The following is an 18,156-nucleotide window of genomic DNA, read 5'->3' as shown; positions in this document are numbered from 1 at the left end:
GGGGACGAAAGCGGCGCCGCAGATACGGCGCGAAACGGTCACGGCTCGGACAACTATGCTCCGTCTGATCGGCGGCCAGCAAAGGGAAGGCTTTCGGCGGTCCGTCGGAAGTGATGAATATGGACAAGCCAACACAGCAAGACGACAACCCCGGTCGGGTCGCCTATCAGGGCGCGCCCGGCGCCTTCAGTCATGAGGCCTGCACGGCCCTTCGCCCCTGGGACGAGGCTGTGCCGTTCGAGACCTTCGCCGAGGCCATCGCAGCCCTGAAGGGCGGCGACTGCGACTGCGCCCTGATCCCGGTCGAGAACTCCTCCATCGGCGTGGTCGAACCCGCCGCGACCCTGGTGCGCGACTCCGGCCTTCGCGTGGTCGCCGAAGCCTGGCGGCCGATCCGCCACGCCCTGATGGGACTGGACGGCGCGCGCATCGCCGATCTGAAGCGGGTGCTCAGCCACCCCATCGCCCTGGCTCAGTGCGAACGGACACTGAAGGGCCTGAAGCTGAACGTGGTCGAGCATTTCGACACCGCCGGCGCCGCCCGCGACGTCGCCGAGGCGGGCGATCCGACCCAGGCGGCCATTGCGCCGGTAGGGGCCGCCGAGGTCTATGGCCTGTCGATCCTGCGCAACGATCTTCAGGATTCCAGCGATAACCGGACGCGTTTCGTCCTCCTGGGGGCCGATAGGGCTTGACGGCGCACGGTCTTTGCGTGCTTTAAGGCCGCTCGGATCGCGAACGATCCGCATAACCGGACCCGGACCCATGTCCCGCCAGCGCGTTCTTTCTGTTTCCTTCGACCGTTCGCGCGCGGTGTCCGGCCTCTATTTCGGCTACGGCTTTTACGGCTTTCGATACGCCGGCTGAGGCGTCGGGCGCTTTTCGTCCCTGACAGTCTCGCCGGCGACCGCTCTGGACCAGAGCGGCTGTCCGCCCCTGCACATCGAAATTCCCCTTTTGCCGAAAGCCCGAACCCATGCCCCATTCCAACGTCCAGAAAGTGTGGCCCGAAGTGGTCGAACTGACCCCGGAACAACAGGCCCTGGCCGCCCTGCGCGCCGAGATCGACGCCATTGACGATCAGATTCTGGCCCTGTTCGAACAACGTCTCGCCGTCGCCGCCACCGTCGGCCGCGCCAAGGACGCCCCCACGGGGCCCCACACCAAGCTTCGCCCCGACCGCGAGCAGACCGTCCTGTCGCGGATGTTGTCCAAGTGCCGCCCCGAAAACGCAGAGGCGGTCGAACACCTCTGGCGTGAGATCGTCGGCTGGGGGCTGGCGCGTCAGGGCCGGCTGCAGGTCCAGGTCTGGGCCCCGATCGAGCCGACCCGCGCCTATGACGGCGCCCGGTTGCGTTTCGGCGCCGCCGCCGACATCAAGATGGTGCGCGACCCGCAGAAGGCCCTGGCCTTCGCCGCCGAGGGCCATGGCGTGGCCGTTCTGGCCATCAATACCGAGGACGCCTGGTGGATGGGCCTTCGCCGTGAATGGTCGATGCTGAGCGTGTTCGACGGTTACGGCGGCGAGACGCCGACGTCTCTGGCCGTCGGCAAGATCGATCCGCCGGCCCTGCCGAAGGGCCGCCGCGTGGTCGTCACCGCCGGCGGAGACGCCGGCGACGGCGGCGGCGCTCGTCGCTGGGGCCTGAACACCCACCACGGCTGGACCATCGCCCTGACCGAGGCGGAACTGACGCCGGGCGAGGCGGAAGGCTGCGTCGGCGCGATCGGCTGACCGCGCCGACATGAAGGCTCAGGAGGCGTGCGCCTTCTGGGCCTTGGTCAGCTCGATCATCCCCTGGGCGGCGCCCATCTCCGGCACGATCTCTTTCGCCCGGTCGGAGATGGCGTCGAACTGGGCCGCCACCTGTTCCGGCGCATCCTCGCCCGAGATGTGGACGCCTTCGGTCAGCGTCACATAGGCGCGTTCGAACCCGCCGGCGCCGGCCGCCAGGATACAGCGGCTCGGCGCGTCCCGGCTCAGCAAATACAGCAGACCCGGCGTCACCAGCGCCGGATCCAGGGCCTCCAGGGGCAGGGCGGCGCCCAGGTCTTCCGTCATGCGGGTATGGGCCGTGGGCGCCAGGCAGTTGACGCGGATGTCGTTCTTGGCCCCCTCGATCGACAGGGTCTGCATCAGACCGACCAAGGCCATCTTGGCCGCCCCATAGTTCGACTGGCCGAAATTGCCGTACAGACCCGAGGACGAGGTGGTCATGACGATGCGGCCGTAGTTCTGGCCGCGCATGATCTCCCACACCGCCTTGGTGCAGTTGACCGCCCCCATCAGATGCACGTCCACGACAAAGCGGAAGTCCTCCAGCTCCATCTTGGCGAAGCTCTTGTCGCGCAGGACCCCGGCGTTGTTCACCAGCAGATCGACCCGGCCCCATTTCGCCATGGCCGCCTCGACCATGGTCTGAACGGCGGCGAAGTCGGTGACTGAGGCGGCGTTGGCCATGGCCTCGCCGCCGGCGGCCTCGATCTCGGCCACGACAGCCTCGGCGGCGGTGGCGGAACCGCCCGAACCGTCGCGGGCGCCGCCCAGATCATTGACCACCACCTTGGCCCCGCGCGCCGCCAGGGCCAGGGCGTGCTGCCGCCCCAGACCACCGCCCGCGCCTGTCACAATGGCCACCTGTCCGTCGAACCGGATCGTCATCCTATCGTCTCCACCCAAGCACTGGGGCCCTCGGCGCTACAGCCGGCCCCTTGATCCGGTTTTGACGACGCCGGGCGCGGCGCACAAGTCCGGCCTGATCAGCCCGCGCGGTTCTTCACCAGATCCTCGACGACCGACGGATCGGCCAGGGTCGAGGTGTCGCCCAGCGAGCCGATCTCGTTCTCGGCGATTTTGCGCAGGATGCGGCGCATGATCTTGCCGGACCGGGTCTTGGGCAGGCCGGGCGCCCACTGGATCACATCCGGGGCGGCGATGGGGCCGATCTCGCGACGGACGTGGGCGCCCAGGGCCTTGCGCAGATCCTCGGTCGCCTCGACCCCCTTGTTCAGGGTGACATAGGCGTAGATGCCCTGGCCCTTGATGTCGTGGGGATAGCCGACCACGGCCGCCTCGGCCACGTCGTCGTGCAGCACCAGGGCGCTCTCGATCTCGGCCGTGCCCATCCGGTGGCCCGAGACATTGATGACGTCGTCGACCCGGCCGGTGATCCAGTAATAGCCGTCAGCATCCCGGCGGCAGCCGTCGCCGGTGAAATACCGGCCGGGATAGGTCGAGAAATAGGTGTCGAAGAAGCGCTGATGATCGCCGTAGACGGTGCGCATCTGGCCCGGCCAACTGTCGGTGATGCACAGATTGCCCGAGACAGCGCCGACCAGTTCCTGGCCCTCCGCATCGACGATCTGCAACTCCACGCCGGGCAGGGGCAGGGTGGCCGAACCCGGCTTCAGGTCGGTGGCGCCGGGCAGGGGGGTGATCAGATGGCCGCCCGTCTCGGTCTGCCACCAGGTGTCCACGATCGGGCAGCGCCCGTCCCCGACCACCTCGTGATACCAGCGCCAGGCCTCCGGATTGATCGGCTCGCCGACCGTGCCCAGCAGGCGCAGCGATTTGCGCGACGTGGCCTTCACCGGCGCGTCGCCTTCACGCATCAGGGCGCGCAGGGCCGTGGGGGCGGTGTAGAAGACCTCCACCTTGTGCTTGTCCACCACCTGCCAGAACCGGCTGGCGTCGGGATAGTTGGGCACGCCTTCGAACATCAGGGTGGTCGCGGCGTTCGCCAGCGGACCATAGACCAGATAGGAATGGCCCGTGACCCAGCCCACGTCGGCGGTGCACCAGAAGACCTCGCCCGGGCGATAGTCGAACGTCAGCTCATGGGTCCAGGCGGCCCAGAACAGATAGCCGCCCGTCGTGTGAAGAACGCCTTTCGGCTTTCCGGTGGAACCTGAGGTGTAGAGGATGAACAACGGATCTTCCGCCTTCATCGGCTCGGGCGGACAGTCGGTCGAGGCCTCGGCCGCCTCGACGGCGTAGTCGATGTCGCGGCCTTCGATCATCGGCACGTCGGCGCCGGTGCGGCGGACCACCAGAACCGTATCGACCTTCACCTTTTCCAGGGCCGCATCGACATTGGCCTTCAGCGGCACGATCTTGCCGCCGCGCACGCCCTCGTCGGCCGTGATGACCAGGTTGGAGCCGCAGTCCTCGATCCGACCGCACAGGCTGTCGGGCGAAAAGCCGCCGAAGACCACGGAATGGACCGCCCCGATCCGGGCGCAGGCCAGCATGGCGTAGGCGGCCTCGGGGATCATCGGCAGATAGATGGTGACCCGGTCGCCCTTCTTGGCCCCGTGGGATTTCAGTACATTGGCCATGCGGCAGACCTGCGCGTGCAGCTCGCCGTAGGTGATGTGACGACTGTCCGCCGGGTCGTCGCCCTCCCAGATGATCGCGGTCTCATCCTTGCGGTGGGGCAGGTGGCGGTCGATGCAGTTGGCGGCGACGTTCAGAACGCCGTCCTCGAACCAGCGGATGCGGAAATCCTCCTTCCTGAAGGAGACGTCCTTGATCCTGGTCGGCGCCTTGATCCAGTCGAGGCGTTTCGCCTGTTCGGACCAGAAGGCCTCGGGCGTCTCGCGCGCCGCGATCCGCGCCGCCTCATAGGCTCGCCGGTCCATATGGGCCTTGGCGGCGAAGTCTGCGGGAACGGGGTAGAGGTCGGAATCGGGCACGCGAGACGTCTCCAGCATCTTTAGAATCCGTATTTGGCGAACAGGATCAATCGGGTCATGTCGCCGCTCGCGCCGGATTCGATTTCGCGGTCGGCGAACATCAGCTCGGCGCCGACATCAAACGCCGTAACCGGCGACCAGATCAAGTTGGCGTGGACGCTCTGGGCCGACCGGTTGACGGCCAGACCGGTCACGCTCGTGTCATTATCGACCGACTGCGCCGACCAGATCAGGCTGGAGCGCCAGCCGGGCGCCCAGACGTGACGATAGGCGGCGAAGCCGGCGACGACGCCGATCGCGTCCAGTTCGCCCGAGGCGTCCAGCACCGCGTCGTTCGAGAAGTTCAGCCCGACGTATCGGCCGATCCCTTCGCCGCCCGTCACCATCAGGCGCAGATCGTCCTTGGCGCCGACCTTGATCTTGGTCGAGGCGGACAGACCCCAGCCGGCGGCGGTGGAATCGATGCTGGTCGACGGGTTCTGGTACTTCAGCTGACGCAGCAGACCGGCGAGCTGCAGATCCCCCCAGGGCCGCGCCAGGGCGTAGCGGGCGGTGAAGTCGGGCAGGCTGTTGTCATCGGCGATGATCCGCGCGCCGCCGCCGAACGGGGTCACGGTCGTCTCGGGGTTTTCCACAGAAACAGAGAAGGGACCGCGCGTGTAACGCACCTGGACCTGCCGCGCGAAGACCGTGCCCTCGGCCGCGCCGATGAAGTCGGCGGATTCGGGCAGGACGGCGGTGTTCTGGAAATTGGTCCACTCCTGGCCGATCAGCCAGTTGTCGATGGTCACGAAGGCGCGGCGCAGGGCCGGGTTGGCGGGGCTGGTGGTGCGCTGGTCCGCCGTGCCGGGCAGGGTCTGGAAGTCCATCTCCAGCCGCGTGCCGACCTTGTGGCCGCCGACCAGGCCGTCGGTCGTCAGCCAGAACCGGGTCTGGCGGGCGTTGAAGTCGGTCGCCGTATCCTCGTCGGCGCCGCCGATGGGGATGGAGCCGGGGATATGGAACTCACGCAGGGCGTCGCCATTGGCGGGATCGCCGCCGGAATAGCTGGAGGCCGAGGCGTCCACCTTGACGAAGCCGCCGAACTTCACTGTGTGGTCGCCGATCCGGAAACCGTCGCTCGGTGCGGCGGCCTGTTGGACAGGCGCCGGCGCGGGCGTCGGGCGGGTCTCAAGCCGGATGATGTCCTGCTGCTGCGCCGCCTGCTGGGTGCGGGCGGCCACGACTTCGGACTTGAGGGCGTTCAGCTCGGCTTCGAGCTGAGCGATTCGGGCTTCGAGGGCGGCCTGGGCGTCTTGCGCCGAGGCGACGCCGGGGGCCAGAAGCAGGGCCGCCGCCGCGCATCCTGCCGCCAGGCTGGATTTGATCATGATGGTTCCTCCCTGGCTCGTCTGTTGCGAGCGTCCGAATGAACCTTTTCCCCAAGGGGCGTATGCGGCCATTAGCCAATGGTCTAGTTTCGACCAAAGTCGAACCGCGTCATGCTGCCGCCGACGTGGCCGCCAAGAACGCCGCGCGAAGGGAAGGACGCCTGATGGATCGAATCGTCATCGCCGACGATCACCCCCTGTTCCGCGCCGCGCTGCGGTCCGCCGTCTCCAAGGCCTCGCCCGAAGCGACGATAGAGGAATGCGCCAGCCTGGCCGAGGCGCGAGCGGCCCTCAGGACGCCGACCGACCTGCTGCTTCTGGATCTCAAACTCTCCGACAGTGAAGGCATGGCGGGCCTGGCCGCCGTTCGGGCCGAACATCCCGTCGTTCCGGTCGCCGTCGTCTCGGCCAGCGAGGAGGCGAGCGTCGTGCGCCGCGCCCTGGCCCTGGGCGCCGCAGGCTTCATCCCAAAATCCGCCGCCCTTCCGCAGATGGTGGAGGCGATCACGGCTGTTCTGGCCGGCGACGCCTGGGCGCCCGAGACGCCGGAGACGGCCGGAGAGGACGACCTCGCCGCCCGGGTCGCCAGCCTGACGCCGTCGCAGCTGCGCATACTGGAAGGGTTGAAGGCGGGGCGGTTGAACAAGCAGATCGCCTTCGACCTGGGCGTCTCCGAAGCAACCATCAAGGCGCATCTGACCAGCGTGTTTCGAAAGCTGGGCGTTTATAATCGGACCCAGGCGGTGATTCTGGCTCAGCAGATGGACCTGACCCGGTGACCCTGGTTTAGGCCCTTTTCAGCTCCGCCACGCCGCGATTCGCCAACTGGTCCGCGCGCTCATTCAACGCATGGCCGGCGTGGCCCTTGACCCAGCGCCATTTGACCTCGTGCCTCTGGCGCGCCTCATCGAGACGTCGCCAAAGGTCGGCGTTCTTGACCGGCTTCTTGTCGGCGGTCAGCCAGCCGCGCGCCTTCCAGCCGCGCATCCATTCGGTCACGCCCTGCATGACATATTTGCTGTCCGTATGAAGCTCGACCTTGCACGGGCGTTTCAGCGCCTCCAGCGCCATGATGGCGGCCGTCAGCTCCATGCGGTTGTTGGTCGTATTCGCCTCGCCGCCCCAAAGTTCCTTCTCGTGACCGCCCGCAGTCTGGAGCAGGGCGCCCCAGCCGCCGGGGCCCGGATTGCCCTTGCAGGCGCCGTCGGTGTGGATGATGACGTGATCGGAGAGACTCATGGTCGCGCACACCTACAGCCTCCCTTGGCGTCGGGCCATGACTCCGCCTATATGCGGGACGAAGAAGAGTGGATGGGGCCGATCATCGGCCTCTTCGAGGAGATTACCCATGGGCTCCATGAGCATCTGGCACTGGGCCATCGTCATTGTCGTGGTCGCCGTCCTGTTCGGCGGACGCGGCAAGCTGTCCAGCATCATGGGCGACGCCGCCAAGGGCATCCGCGCATTCAAGGACGGCCTGTCGGACGACGGCAAGAAGGACGCGACGCAAGACGGCGTCGGCGCCCTGCCGCGCACCGAGGCGGAGAAGGAAAAGCACTGAAGTCCGCGTCGGGTCTTTGAGGGCTGACGCATGGGCGGGCTCGGCCCCGGTATCGGGGGCTTCGAACTATTGGTGATCGGTCTGGTGGCCCTGCTGGTGGTGGGGCCCAAGGACTTGCCTGTGCTCATGCGCCGCGTGGGCCAGATGCTGGCCAAGGCCCGGGCCATGGCCAATGAGTTCCGCTCCAGCTTCGACGAGATGGCGCGCCAGTCCGAGCTGGACGAGCTGCGTAAGGAGGTCGAGGCGCTGCGGAGCGGGCAGGGGGCCATGTACCCCCTGGGCGCCGAGGCCGATGCGGCCTTCAAGGAGATCAACGCCGGTCTGACGACGCCGCCGCCCCTCGCCTCACTGCCGACACCGGCGGTGGATGAATGGCCCGATGCGTCGCCTGTCTCCCCGCTGGAGCCGGAGCCGGAGGCCAAGTCGAAGCCCGATTCAAGGCCCAGGTCGAAGCGCAGCAGTTCGACCGCCGAAACCTCAGCAACGCCCGCTAAAACGAAGAAGACCGCCAGGGCGGGCGGGGCGGTCGCGGCGAAGACTCGCGCCTCGGCCAAGGGCGCCGCCAAGACCAAGACCCCGCGCAAGAAGGCCGTCGAGCTTTGACTATCTCCGACCGCGACGAGGCCGAGATCGAGGCGTCGCGCGCGCCCCTGATGGACCATCTGATAGAGCTGCGCAGCCGGCTGCTGGTCTGCGTGGTCGCCTTCGGTCTGGGCTTCATCCTGTGTTTCGCCTTCGCCAATCAGATCCAGATCGCCCTGATCAAACCCTATCAGGCGGCGGCGGCCATTCATGCGGCGGCGGCGGCCTCTGGAGGCCACGCCAATCCGCTGGAGCTGATCGCGATCATGACCGGCTTCAAACCCTATCCGCCCGGTTCGGCCGCCGTGGTGCAACTGATCGCCACTGCCCCACTGGAACAGTTGTTCACCAAGATGAAGATCGCCGCCTTCGGCGCGGCCGTCCTGACCTTCCCGGTCATGGCCTGGCAGGTTTACCGCTTCGTCGCGCCCGGCCTGTACCGTAATGAGCGGGGCGCCTTTCTGCCCTTCCTGATCGCCGCCCCGGTGATGTTCTGCCTGGGCGGAGCCCTGGTCTATTACGTCATGCTGCCCTTCGTCATGCTGTTCTCCCTGGGGCAGCAGGTGGTCAGCGACGGCATTTCCGTGGCTCAGACGACCAAGATTTCGGACTATCTGAACCTGGTCACCTCGCTGCTGCTGGCCTTCGGCCTGTGCTTCCAACTGCCGGTCGTGACGACCCTTTTAGGCCTGGCCGGCTTGATCAATTCCAAGATGATGGCCTCGGGCCGCCGCTACGCCATCGTCGCCGTGGTGGTGGTCGCCGCCGTCGTCACGCCGCCGGACCCCATCAGCCAGCTGATGCTGGCGGTGCCCCTGGTCATTCTCTATGAGGTCTCGATCTGGTGCGTGCGGCTGATCGAACTGCGCCGCAAGAAGGCGGACGATCTGGAAGCCGAAGCGGCCTGAGGCCGGTCCAGCCACTCCCTGCTCACCCCTTGAAAACGGCCGCCGCCTCGCTTGGCGCGCTGGACGACAAAAAGGGCGCCGGCGGTTCGCGCCGGCGCCCTTTGTTCGCCTCTGATATGTCGATCAGCAGCTGTAGTACATGTCAAACTCAACCGGGTGCGGGTGCAGTTGCAGGCGCATCACCTCTTCCATCTTCAGCTCGATGTAGCTGTCGATGAAGTCGTCATCCATGACGCCGCCCTTCTTGAGGAAGGCGCGGTCCTTGTCGAGGTTCTCCAGGGCTTCACGCAGCGAGCCGCAGACCTCGGGGATGGAGCCGCGCTCTTCCGGCGGCAGGTCGTAGAGGTTCTTGTCGGCGGGCGCGCCGGGATCGATGCGGTTTTCGATGCCGTCCAGGCCCGCCATCAGCAGGGCGACGAAGGTCAAATAGGGGTTGCCCATCGGGTCGGGGAAGCGGGCTTCCAGACGCTTGGCCTTCGGCGAGGAGACGTGCGGAATGCGGATCGAGGCCGAACGGTTGCGAGCCGAATAGGCCAGTTTCACCGGGGCTTCATAGCCGGGGACCAGACGCTTGTAGGAGTTGGTGGTCGAGTTGGCGAAGGCGTTGATGGCCTTGGCGTGCTTGATGATGCCGCCGATGTACCACAGGCATTCCTGCGACAGGCCGGCGTATTTGTCGCCGGCGAACAGGGGCTTGCCGTCGCGCCAGATCGACTGGTGCACGTGCATTCCCGAGCCGTTGTCGGCGAACATGGGCTTGGCCATGAAGGTCGCGGTCTTGCCGTAGGCGGCCGCGACGTTGTGGATGACGTACTTATACAGCTGCAGCCGGTCGGCCATGGTCAGCAGGTCCGAGAACTTCAGGCCCAGTTCGTGCTGGGCCGGCGCCACCTCGTGGTGGTGCTTCTCGGGCTGGAGGCCCAGGTCACGCATCACGCCCAGCATTTCGCCGCGCAGATCCTGACCCGAATCGACCGGGTTGACCGGGAAATAGCCGCCCTTGGGCCCAGGGCGGTGGCCCATATTGCCCTCGGTGTATTCGGCGCCGGTGTTGGCGGGCAGCTCGGTCGAATCGTAGCTGTAGCCGGTGTTGTGAGGCTGGGTGTTCCAGCGCACGTCGTCGAAGATGAAGAACTCGGCTTCCGGGCCGAAATAGACCTGATCGCCCACGCCCGAAGACTGGACATAGGCCAAGGCCTTCTTGGCCATCGAACGGCTGTCGCGGTTGTAGGGCTCGCCGGTGTCCGGGTTCAGCACGTCGCAGAACAGGAACATGGTCGTCTGCTGATAGAAGGGGTCGATATAGGCCGTGGTCAGGTCCGGCTTCAGGAGCATGTCCGACTCATTGATCGCCTTCCAGCCGGCGATGGACGAGCCGTCGAACATGGTGCCTTCGTTCAGAAAGTCCTCATCGACTAGGTCGACGTCGAAGGTCACATGTTGCAGCTTGCCGCGGGTGTCGGTGAAGCGAACGTCGACGTATTTGACGTCCTTTTCCTTGATCTCTTTGAGGATCTTGCTGGCGCTCATTCTCGGAAGTCCTGTTTCTTGGTCGTTGGGGAGGAAGAGGGGCAGGTGAAGTCAGACCGCCTGAGCCCCGGTTTCGCCGGTGCGGATGCGGATCACGTCGGCAACGTCGGAGACGAAGATCTTGCCGTCGCCGATCTTGCCGGTGCGGGCCGAGGTCTGAATGGCCTCGACGACCGCAGGCGCCAGGTCGTCGGCGACGACGACCTCGATCTTGATCTTGGGCAGGAAGTCGATGACGTATTCGGCGCCGCGGTACAGTTCGGAATGGCCCTTCTGGCGGCCGTATCCCTTGGCCTCCAGCACGGTCATGCCTTGCACCCCGACGTCCTGGAGCGCCTCTTTGACGTCATCCAGCTTGAAGGGCTTGATGATGGCTTCGATTTTCTTCATGGCGACCCCTGAACGGCGTGCGAAATGCAGCGGCGTTCGGGCGGGAATGGGACACATCAAAGCCATCGAAGGCAAGCAGTTTTCGCAGAAAAGTCACGGATATTCGGAGTTCGGATGATTGAAACCAACGACCCGGCGATCTGGCGCAATTTTCTTCCGTGGCCTGGGCCGGAAACGCATAAGCATGCGCGGGGACGTTTGGGGGTGGTGTCCGGTCGGGCGCATCAGACGGGGGCGGCCCGTCTGGCGGCGCGCGCCGGTCTGAGGATCGGCGCCGGGGTGGTGCGGATCCTTTGCCCGCCCGACGCGGTCGCGACGATCGCCTCAACGGTCACGGCCGTCATGCTGACCCCCTTCACCTCGCCCGAGGCCCTGGGGCGGGAGGTCGAGGAGATGGACGCCGTCGTCGCCGGCCCCGCCGCCGGGCTTGACGAGGGTACGGTGGCCAACATCCAGGCCCTTGCGCTGAGCGGCGCGGCCTTGGTGATCGATGCGGACGGTCTGTCGGTGTTCAAGGGCCGTAGCGCCGAACTGTTCGCCGTTCTGGACCGCGACGACGTGCTGACGCCCCATGAGGGCGAGTTCGAACGGCTGTTTCCCGGCCTGTTGAAACAGGGCAGGGCGGTCGCCGCCGTTGAGGCCGCCCGCCGCGCCCAGGCTGTCGTCGTGCTGAAGGGCGCCCAGACCCTGATCGCGGCGCCGGACGGCCGTGTGCGCCTCAATCCCAACGGCTCGCCCTGGCTGGCGACGGCTGGAACCGGCGACGTCCTGGCCGGCATGATCGGAGGCCTGATCGCCCAGCGTATGGACAGTTTCGACGCCGCCAGCGCCGCCGTCTGGCTGCATTCCGACGCCGCCGCGCGGTTTGGTCCGGGTTTGATCTCCGAAGACCTGTGCGACGTGCTGCCGCAAAGCCTGAAGGCGTTGCGGTGAAGCCGTATCAAGCGCCGCAGCAGCCTTCCTTCAGTGACGATGGATTCGCCGAAGGCGCCCTAATCCCGGCCCATTAGGCGCTCGAGTTCGCAAAGGATGAGTTCCATCGCCGAGAGGAGCGTGGCTTTTCCGTCATCATCGGGCTGAGCCGCCCATACGCATGTCCTTGCGCATGCCTCGCAAGGCCCCACGAATCCGTCAAGACGTTGGCGCGTAATCGAGCGGAGCGCGCAGCGGACTTGTACGTCGAAGGCGCTGGTGCAGCATCTCGAGGATGGGCCCGGTGCGGGAGCCTTGCAAACTCAGTCTCAGCGTTACGGAACAGGAGTCTCAGGCTTACGGCGCCAATCCTGCGGAAATGCTGAAATCTCAGGATTAGCGAAACTCAAAGCAACACCGACCAACTTGGGCTTTCTTCGCATAATATATCTTAGGCGAGAAAAGGACACTCGACCAAAGTCGCCCTGACGCTTGTCTCAGCCCTGCGTCACTCTCTCGGCCAATCGCGCACTTGCGGCGTGAAAACGGTCGGAAAGACCAGACAGCTGGGAGGCTACGCTATGACGGACAGCGCCATCGGTGCGCCGGTCGATGAGTATGTGGTGGGTAAGAACGACAAGCTGGTGATTTTGGCGTCGTCGGTCGGCACCGTTATCGAATGGTATGATTTCTATCTGTACGGGTCGCTGGCCGCGATCATCACCGTGCAGTTCTTCTCGGGCGTCAATGAGACGACCGGCTACATCTTCGCCCTGATGGCCTTCGCCGCCGGATTTGCGGTTCGACCGTTCGGGGCCGTCGTCTTCGGGCGTCTGGGCGACCTGTGGGGTCGCAAGAACACCTTCCTGGTGACCATGCTGCTGATGGGGCTGTCGACCTTCGTCGTCGGCCTGTTGCCGCCCTACGCGGCCATCGGCATCGCCGCGCCGATCATTCTGGTGCTGATGCGGCTGATCCAGGGTCTGGCCCTGGGCGGCGAATACGGCGGCGCGGCCACCTATGTCGCCGAACATGCGCCGCATGGCAAACGCGGCTTCTACACCTCGTTCATCCAGATCACGGCTACGGCCGGTCTGGTGCTGAGCCTGGTCGTCATTCTGGGCGTCCGTGTCTCGGTCGGCGAGGAGGCCTTTGCGGAATGGGGCTGGCGGATCCCCTTCCTGGTCTCGATTCTGCTGCTGGGCGTGTCGCTGTGGATTCGTCTGAAGCTGTCCGAAAGCCCGTCCTTCAAACGGATGAAGGCCGAGGGCAAGGGGTCCAAGACCCCGCTGAAGGACTCCTTCGGCAAGTGGCCGAACCTGAAGCTGGTGCTGATCGCCCTGCTGGGCCTCACCGCCGGCCAGGCCGTGATCTGGTACACGGGTCAGTTCTACGCCCTGTTCTTTCTGGAACGGGTGATGAAGCTGGACGCCACCCTCGTCTATGTGATGCTGACTATCGCCCTGGTCGCGGCCTCGCCCTTCTTCATCTTCTGGGGCTGGCTGTCGGACAAGGTGGGACGCAAGCCGGTCATCCTGGCCGGGTGCCTGATCGCCGCCCTCACCTATTTCCCGCTGTTCAACGCCCTGACCCAGGCCGCCAATCCGCGGCTGGCCGCCGCCGCCGCCTCGGCGCCGGTCGTGGTCTATGCCGATCCGGCGGACTGCAACGTCCAGTTCGATCCGATCGGCAAGACGGTGTTCAACCACTCCTGCGACCTGGCCAAATCCTATCTGGCCAAGGCCGGGGTGACCTACACCAATGTCGAGGCGCCCGCAGGCACGGTGGCTCAGGTGCGGATCGGCGACCAGGCCGTCGTCCAGAGCTTCCGTGGAGACGCCATGGCGCCTGCCGATTTCGCGGCTGAGAAAAAGGCCTGGGACAAGCAGTTGGGCGAGGCTCTGACGGCCGCCGGCTATCCTGCCAAGGCGGACAGCGATCTGGTCAACAAGCCGATGGTGGTGCTGATCCTGTTCATCCTCGGCTTCTATGTGACCATGGTCTACGGCCCGATCGCTGCGGCCCTGGTCGAGATGTTCCCGACCAATATCCGCTACACCTCCATGTCCCTGCCCTATCACATCGGCAACGGCTGGTTCGGCGGCTTCCTGCCGACCACGGCCTTCGCCATCGTGGCGGCGACCGGCAACATCTATTCCGGCCTCTGGTACCCGATCATCGTGGCGCTGGGGACGGTCGTGCTGGGCTTCCTTCTGGTCAAGGAAGGAAAGGATGTCGATCTAAACGCCTGAATTCCTGCAATCAGGCGTGGATGAGGGGCGGGTCGTCGCAAGACGGCCCGCCTTTCCCTTGTGAAAGCCCCCCTGCCTGGTTCAGATGCCGCCATGTTCAGCCTGATGATCCTCGGCCTGGTCGTCGCCTATATGGCGGTGCTGTTCGGCGTGGCCTGGCACCAGGAGCGGCCGGGCGCGCGCGGGCGCGGCCTGGGTCCGTCGGTCTATGCCCTGTCGCTGGCCATCTACTGCACCTCCTGGACCTATTATGGCGCGGTGGGCACCGCAGCCCGTGAGGGGTGGGAGTATCTGCCCATCTACATCGGCCCGGTGCTGGGGCTGACGGTGCTGTTTCCTCTGTGGCGTCGGATCGCCGCCGCCGCCCGGCGCGAGAACGTCGGCTCGATGGCGGACTTCGTGGCGTCCCGCTATGGCAAGAGCCAGACCCTGGGCGCGGTCGTGACGCTGGTCGCCATACTGGGCTCCCTGCCCTACATCGCGCTGCAGCTGAAATCCCTGTCCATGGCGGGGGCCCTGTTGACGGCGGGGACGCCGGTGGCCGGTTCCGAGAGCCTGACCGTTCTGGTGCTGGCGGGGGTGCTGGCGGGGTTCGCCATATTGTTCGGGGCGCGGCGGCCGGATCTGACCGAACACAATCGGGGCCTGATCCAGGCCGTCGGGTTGGAGTCCCTGGTCAAGCTGGGCGCTCTGCTTCTGGTCGCGGCCTTCGCCCTGTTGCTGCTGGTTCAGAACGGTTCAGGCGCGACAATCCGAGAGGGGCTGGGCGCCCTCGCCGCCCCGCCGGAGCTGACGCCTCGATTCCTGGCCATCGCCCTGATCGCCACCCTGGCCATCTTCTGTCTGCCGCGTCAGTTTCACGTTGCCTTCGTCGAGGGCGCCGACCCGAGCCATGTGCGCCGGGCCCGCTGGATTTTTCCGGCCTATCTGGTGCTGACAAGCCTGGCGGTACTGCCGCTGGTGGCCGCCGGCGCCCTGTTCGCACCCTCGACTAACCCCGACCTGCTGGTTCTGGCCCTGCCGTTCGGGCGGGGCGAGACGTGGCTGACCGCCGTCGTCTTCGTCGGGGGGTTTTCCGCCGCCACGGCCATGGTCATTGTCGAGGCCGTGGCCCTGTCGGCCATGGTGTCCAACAGCCTGATCCTGCCCTTCCTGGCGCGAGACCGATGGCGGTTGCGCGGCGACGCCTCGGACATGTCCGGCATCATATTGCAGGTGCGACGGGGGGCCATTGTGGCGGTGCTGCTGCTGGCCTGGCTTTACTATCAGGCGACTGATCAGTCGCGGGGGCTGGCGGCCATGGGGCTGGTGTCCTTCGCCGCCATGGCGCAACTGGCGCCCGCCCTGTTCGGCTCCGTACTGTGGCGCGGCGGTCACGCCCACGGCGCCCTGGCGGGCGTGACAGTCGGGATCACGGTGTGGATCGCCATGCTGGCCCTGCCCCAGCTGGCGCCGGCCGCGCCCTGGCATCTGCATGTCATGTTGGGGGTTAAGGACCCGCTGGCGTTGGGCGTCTTCGTCAGCCTGGGGCTGAACCTGGCCGCCTATGTCGGGGTGTCGCGGTTCGCCCAGCCGCGGCTGATCGACCGAGTCCAGGCGCGGGCCTTCGTCGATCGTCTGGGGCCCGACTGGCTCGAGGCGCGGCCGTCGCCGGCCGGCGCCTCGGTCGGCGATCTGCGCGCCCTCGTCGCCCGCTTCATCGGGGACGAACGCGCCGAGCGGGCCTTTGCGGCCTGGAGCGCCGAAACCGATGTCCGGTTGCGAGACGCCGATCCGGCCAATGCGAGTTTGGCAAGGGCGGCGGAGCGGATGCTGGCCGGCGCCATCGGGGCGGCCTCGGCTCGGCGGGTGATCGCCGCCGCCCTGGCCGGCGGCGGCCGCGCGCCCGAGGATGTGGTGCGGATGCTGGACGAGGCGTCCCAGGCCGTCCAATTCAGTCGGGACCTGCTTCAGACGACCCTGGACAATATCGACCAGGGCGTGATCGTCGTGGACGAAGATCTGCGCGTAACGGCCTGGAATCGCCGATATGTGTCTATGTTCGATCTCCCGGCCGGCTTCGTTCACGTCGGCTTGCCGATCGCCAGCATCTATCGACTGAACGCCGAACGCGGTGAAAGCCCCAACGACATCGACACCTGGGTGGAGCGGCGGCTGGAAGCCTTGAGCCGACGCATTCCCCATGACCATGAACGGCTTCAGCCGGACGGGCGGGTGCTGCGTTCGTCCGGGGCGCCGATCCCCGGCGGCGGCTATGTGACCAGCTATACGGACATCACCGCCCTGCGGCGGGCGGCCAGCCAGTTGGAAGAGGCCAACGAAAGGCTGGAAGCTCGGGTCGCCGACCGGACGGCTCGGCTCGAGGAAGCGCGGCGCGCGGCGGAGGAGGCGACGGCCTCCAAGACCCGCTTCCTGGCCGCCGCCAGCCACGACCTGTTGCAGCCTTTGCATGCCGCGCGGCTGTTCATCGCCGCCCTCAAGGAAGAGCCGGCCGTCTCGGGACCGGAGGCGGGGCCGGCCGGCCGCACCCTGGCCCTGAATGCGGACCGGGCCATAGACAGCGCGCACCGGCTTCTGACCGCTCTTTTGAACCTGTCGAAGCTGGAGGCCGGCGGGGTGAAGGCGGCCGTGACACAGGTGTCGCTGGACGGACTGTTCGACGAGCTGGAGCGCGAATATCTGCCGGTGGCGGAGGCCAAGGGGCTGCGGCTGACTCTGGTGCGGAGCGGTCTGTGGGTGCAGTCGGACCGGGATCTGCTGCGGTCGATGCTTCAGAACCTGATCGCCAACGCTCTTCGGTATACGGACGCCGGACGGGTGCTGGTCGGGGCGCGGCGCAAGGCCGAGACCGTGCAGATCCTGGTGTGCGACACCGGTCGAGGCATCCCCGACGCCGATCGTGAGACCGTTTTCGGGGAGTTCGTCCGCCTGCCCGGAGCGCCGGTCGATGAACCGGGCGCGGGGCTGGGTCTGGCCATCGTGCGGCGATTGTCCAGCCTGCTGGATCATCCGCTGACGCTGACGTCCCGCGTCGGGGCCGGAACCGCCTTCCGCATTACGGCGCCGCGCCGTCACGCCGATCGTCCGCCTGAGCCGGCGCCGCTGAAGGAGACGCGGCTGCCTCTGTCGGGTTTGCGGGTGCTCTGCGTCGACAATGAGCCGGTGATCCTGGACGCCTTGACGGCCCTGCTGACCCGCTGGGGCGCCCGTCCGGTCACAGCGTCCAGCCTTGAGGCCGCAAAGGCCGCGACGGGGCCGTTCGACGCCGCCTTGATCGATCTGCATCTTGGCGAAGGGCCGGAAGGGTTCGCGGTGATCGACTGGCTGAGGCCGTTGGGGGTGCGGCGGATCGCCCTGGTCACGGCCGATACGCGCGACGGCCTGAACGATCAGGCGACCGCCGCCGGAGCGGTGCTGCTGCCCAAACCCATCAAGCCCGCGGCGCTGAAAGCCTTCCTGTCCAGCTGAAGGGCCGGCTTTGGCTCAGACGGCAGGGCGCACCGTCAGCACCGATCCGCTGACGCCCTTGACCACCACGTCCTGCCCCGGTTCGGGCGCTTCGCCCTCGATCACGGCAGCCCATTCGGCGCCGGATACGAACACCCGCCCGCGGCCGGCGACGAAGGCCTCCACGACCCGGGCGCGCTGATCAAGCAGACGACTGTCCCGATCGTTGATGTCCTGGCCGGGCGGATTGGCTTTCTGCACCAGACGCCGCGACAGAATGGTGGCGATCACGGTCAGAACGGCGAAGACGGCGACCTCGCCCGGCAGGCCCAGACGCAGACCCACCGCCGTCATCACCGCCACCAGTCCCGCCGAGACCGCAGGCCACAGCAGCCATTCGGTCGAGAACATCGCCTCCACCGCCAGAAGGAGCACGCCCACGCCCAGCCAGATCCAGAACGGCTGGGCGGCATAGAGATCGGCCACAAGGGTCATGTCGCGCGCTCCGA

Annotated in this window: 16 protein-coding genes; 9 read left to right on the top strand and 7 right to left on the bottom strand. The window is 66.6% G+C overall.

Annotated features, from left to right (window positions below):
- Positions 1-119 precede the first annotated feature (119 nt).
- Both GGQ93_RS05160 and GGQ93_RS05155 read left to right on the top strand, forming a co-directional pair.
- Complete coding sequence (locus GGQ93_RS05160; protein ID WP_183215545.1) at positions 120-695, top strand: prephenate dehydratase domain-containing protein; 576 nt, start codon at positions 120-122, stop codon at positions 693-695.
- Positions 696-976: 281 nt separating this feature from the next.
- Positions 977-1,735: a chorismate mutase gene (locus GGQ93_RS05155; RefSeq protein ID WP_183215543.1), complete on the top strand. Its 759-nt coding sequence runs from the start codon at positions 977-979 to the stop codon at positions 1,733-1,735.
- Between the two features lie 18 nt (positions 1,736-1,753).
- On the opposite strand, the gene GGQ93_RS05150 is transcribed toward GGQ93_RS05155, so the two are convergent.
- The 3 genes from GGQ93_RS05150 to GGQ93_RS05140 form a co-directional block, all read right to left on the bottom strand.
- Positions 1,754-2,662, bottom strand: a complete 909-nt coding sequence (locus GGQ93_RS05150; protein ID WP_183215541.1) for an SDR family NAD(P)-dependent oxidoreductase — start codon at positions 2,660-2,662, stop codon at positions 1,754-1,756.
- 98 nt (positions 2,663-2,760) lie between these two features.
- On the bottom strand, positions 2,761-4,713 hold the full coding sequence (gene acs / locus GGQ93_RS05145; protein WP_183215539.1) for an acetate--CoA ligase: 1,953 nt from the start codon (positions 4,711-4,713) through the stop codon (positions 2,761-2,763).
- A gap of 2 nt (positions 4,714-4,715) precedes the next feature.
- Positions 4,716-6,065, bottom strand: a complete 1,350-nt coding sequence (locus tag GGQ93_RS05140; RefSeq protein WP_183215537.1) for a DcaP family trimeric outer membrane transporter — start codon at positions 6,063-6,065, stop codon at positions 4,716-4,718.
- A 164-nt stretch (positions 6,066-6,229) separates the two neighbouring features.
- On the opposite strand from GGQ93_RS05140, the gene GGQ93_RS05135 reads away from it, so the two are divergent.
- Positions 6,230-6,844 (top strand): response regulator transcription factor, encoded by a 615-nt coding sequence (locus GGQ93_RS05135; protein WP_054765768.1) that lies wholly within the window; start codon positions 6,230-6,232, stop codon positions 6,842-6,844.
- Positions 6,845-6,851: 7 nt separating this feature from the next.
- Here the strand turns inward: GGQ93_RS05135 and rnhA are convergent, their stop codons facing one another.
- The gene (rnhA, locus tag GGQ93_RS05130; RefSeq protein ID WP_182713577.1) at positions 6,852-7,304 is read right to left on the bottom strand and encodes a ribonuclease HI; all 453 of its coding nucleotides are present in this window, start codon (positions 7,302-7,304) and stop codon (positions 6,852-6,854) included.
- A gap of 109 nt (positions 7,305-7,413) precedes the next feature.
- On the opposite strand from rnhA, the gene GGQ93_RS05125 reads away from it, so the two are divergent.
- The 3 genes from GGQ93_RS05125 to tatC are packed head-to-tail and all read left to right on the top strand — an operon-like array spanning position 7,414 to position 9,116.
- Positions 7,414-7,626, top strand: coding sequence for a twin-arginine translocase TatA/TatE family subunit (locus GGQ93_RS05125; protein WP_054765770.1), 213 nt, complete (start codon positions 7,414-7,416; stop codon positions 7,624-7,626).
- A gap of 30 nt (positions 7,627-7,656) precedes the next feature.
- A complete protein-coding gene (gene tatB / locus GGQ93_RS05120; protein WP_183215535.1) occupies positions 7,657-8,229 on the top strand; it encodes a Sec-independent protein translocase protein TatB in 573 nt (190 codons plus the stop codon).
- The gene (tatC, locus tag GGQ93_RS05115; RefSeq protein WP_054765771.1) at positions 8,226-9,116 is read left to right on the top strand and encodes a twin-arginine translocase subunit TatC; all 891 of its coding nucleotides are present in this window, start codon (positions 8,226-8,228) and stop codon (positions 9,114-9,116) included. The genes tatB and tatC overlap by 4 nt, the downstream gene beginning before the upstream one ends.
- Positions 9,117-9,239: 123 nt before the next feature.
- Here tatC and glnA read toward each other — a convergent pair whose 3' ends face one another.
- Together glnA and GGQ93_RS05105 are read right to left on the bottom strand one after the other, a co-directional pair.
- Complete coding sequence (gene glnA / locus GGQ93_RS05110) at positions 9,240-10,646, bottom strand: type I glutamate--ammonia ligase (protein ID WP_054765772.1); 1,407 nt, start codon at positions 10,644-10,646, stop codon at positions 9,240-9,242.
- A gap of 51 nt (positions 10,647-10,697) precedes the next feature.
- Entirely contained in the window at positions 10,698-11,036 is a 339-nt protein-coding gene (locus tag GGQ93_RS05105; RefSeq protein ID WP_054765773.1) for a P-II family nitrogen regulator, read from the bottom strand.
- 114 nt (positions 11,037-11,150) lie between these two features.
- Between GGQ93_RS05105 and GGQ93_RS05100 the strand changes: the two genes are divergently transcribed.
- The 3 genes from GGQ93_RS05100 (at position 11,151) to GGQ93_RS05090 (ending at position 17,668) form a co-directional block, all read left to right on the top strand.
- The gene (locus tag GGQ93_RS05100; RefSeq protein ID WP_183215533.1) at positions 11,151-11,969 is read left to right on the top strand and encodes an NAD(P)H-hydrate dehydratase; all 819 of its coding nucleotides are present in this window, start codon (positions 11,151-11,153) and stop codon (positions 11,967-11,969) included.
- A 560-nt stretch (positions 11,970-12,529) separates the two neighbouring features.
- On the top strand, positions 12,530-14,200 hold the full coding sequence (locus GGQ93_RS05095; RefSeq protein WP_054765775.1) for an MFS transporter: 1,671 nt from the start codon (positions 12,530-12,532) through the stop codon (positions 14,198-14,200).
- A 93-nt stretch (positions 14,201-14,293) separates the two neighbouring features.
- A complete protein-coding gene (locus GGQ93_RS05090; RefSeq protein ID WP_183215531.1) occupies positions 14,294-17,668 on the top strand; it encodes a hybrid sensor histidine kinase/response regulator in 3,375 nt (1,124 codons plus the stop codon).
- 15 nt (positions 17,669-17,683) lie between these two features.
- Here GGQ93_RS05090 and GGQ93_RS05085 read toward each other — a convergent pair whose 3' ends face one another.
- Positions 17,684-18,142 (bottom strand): NfeD family protein, encoded by a 459-nt coding sequence (locus GGQ93_RS05085; RefSeq protein WP_183215529.1) that lies wholly within the window; start codon positions 18,140-18,142, stop codon positions 17,684-17,686.
- Positions 18,143-18,156: the final 14 nt, after the last annotated feature.

The organism is Brevundimonas aurantiaca (assembly GCF_014199955.1).
In the GTDB taxonomy this organism is placed as follows: Bacteria; Pseudomonadota; Alphaproteobacteria; order Caulobacterales; family Caulobacteraceae; genus Brevundimonas; species Brevundimonas aurantiaca.
The sequence above is the reverse complement of the archived record's forward strand: the minus strand, read 5'-3'. Positions and strand labels throughout refer to the sequence as shown.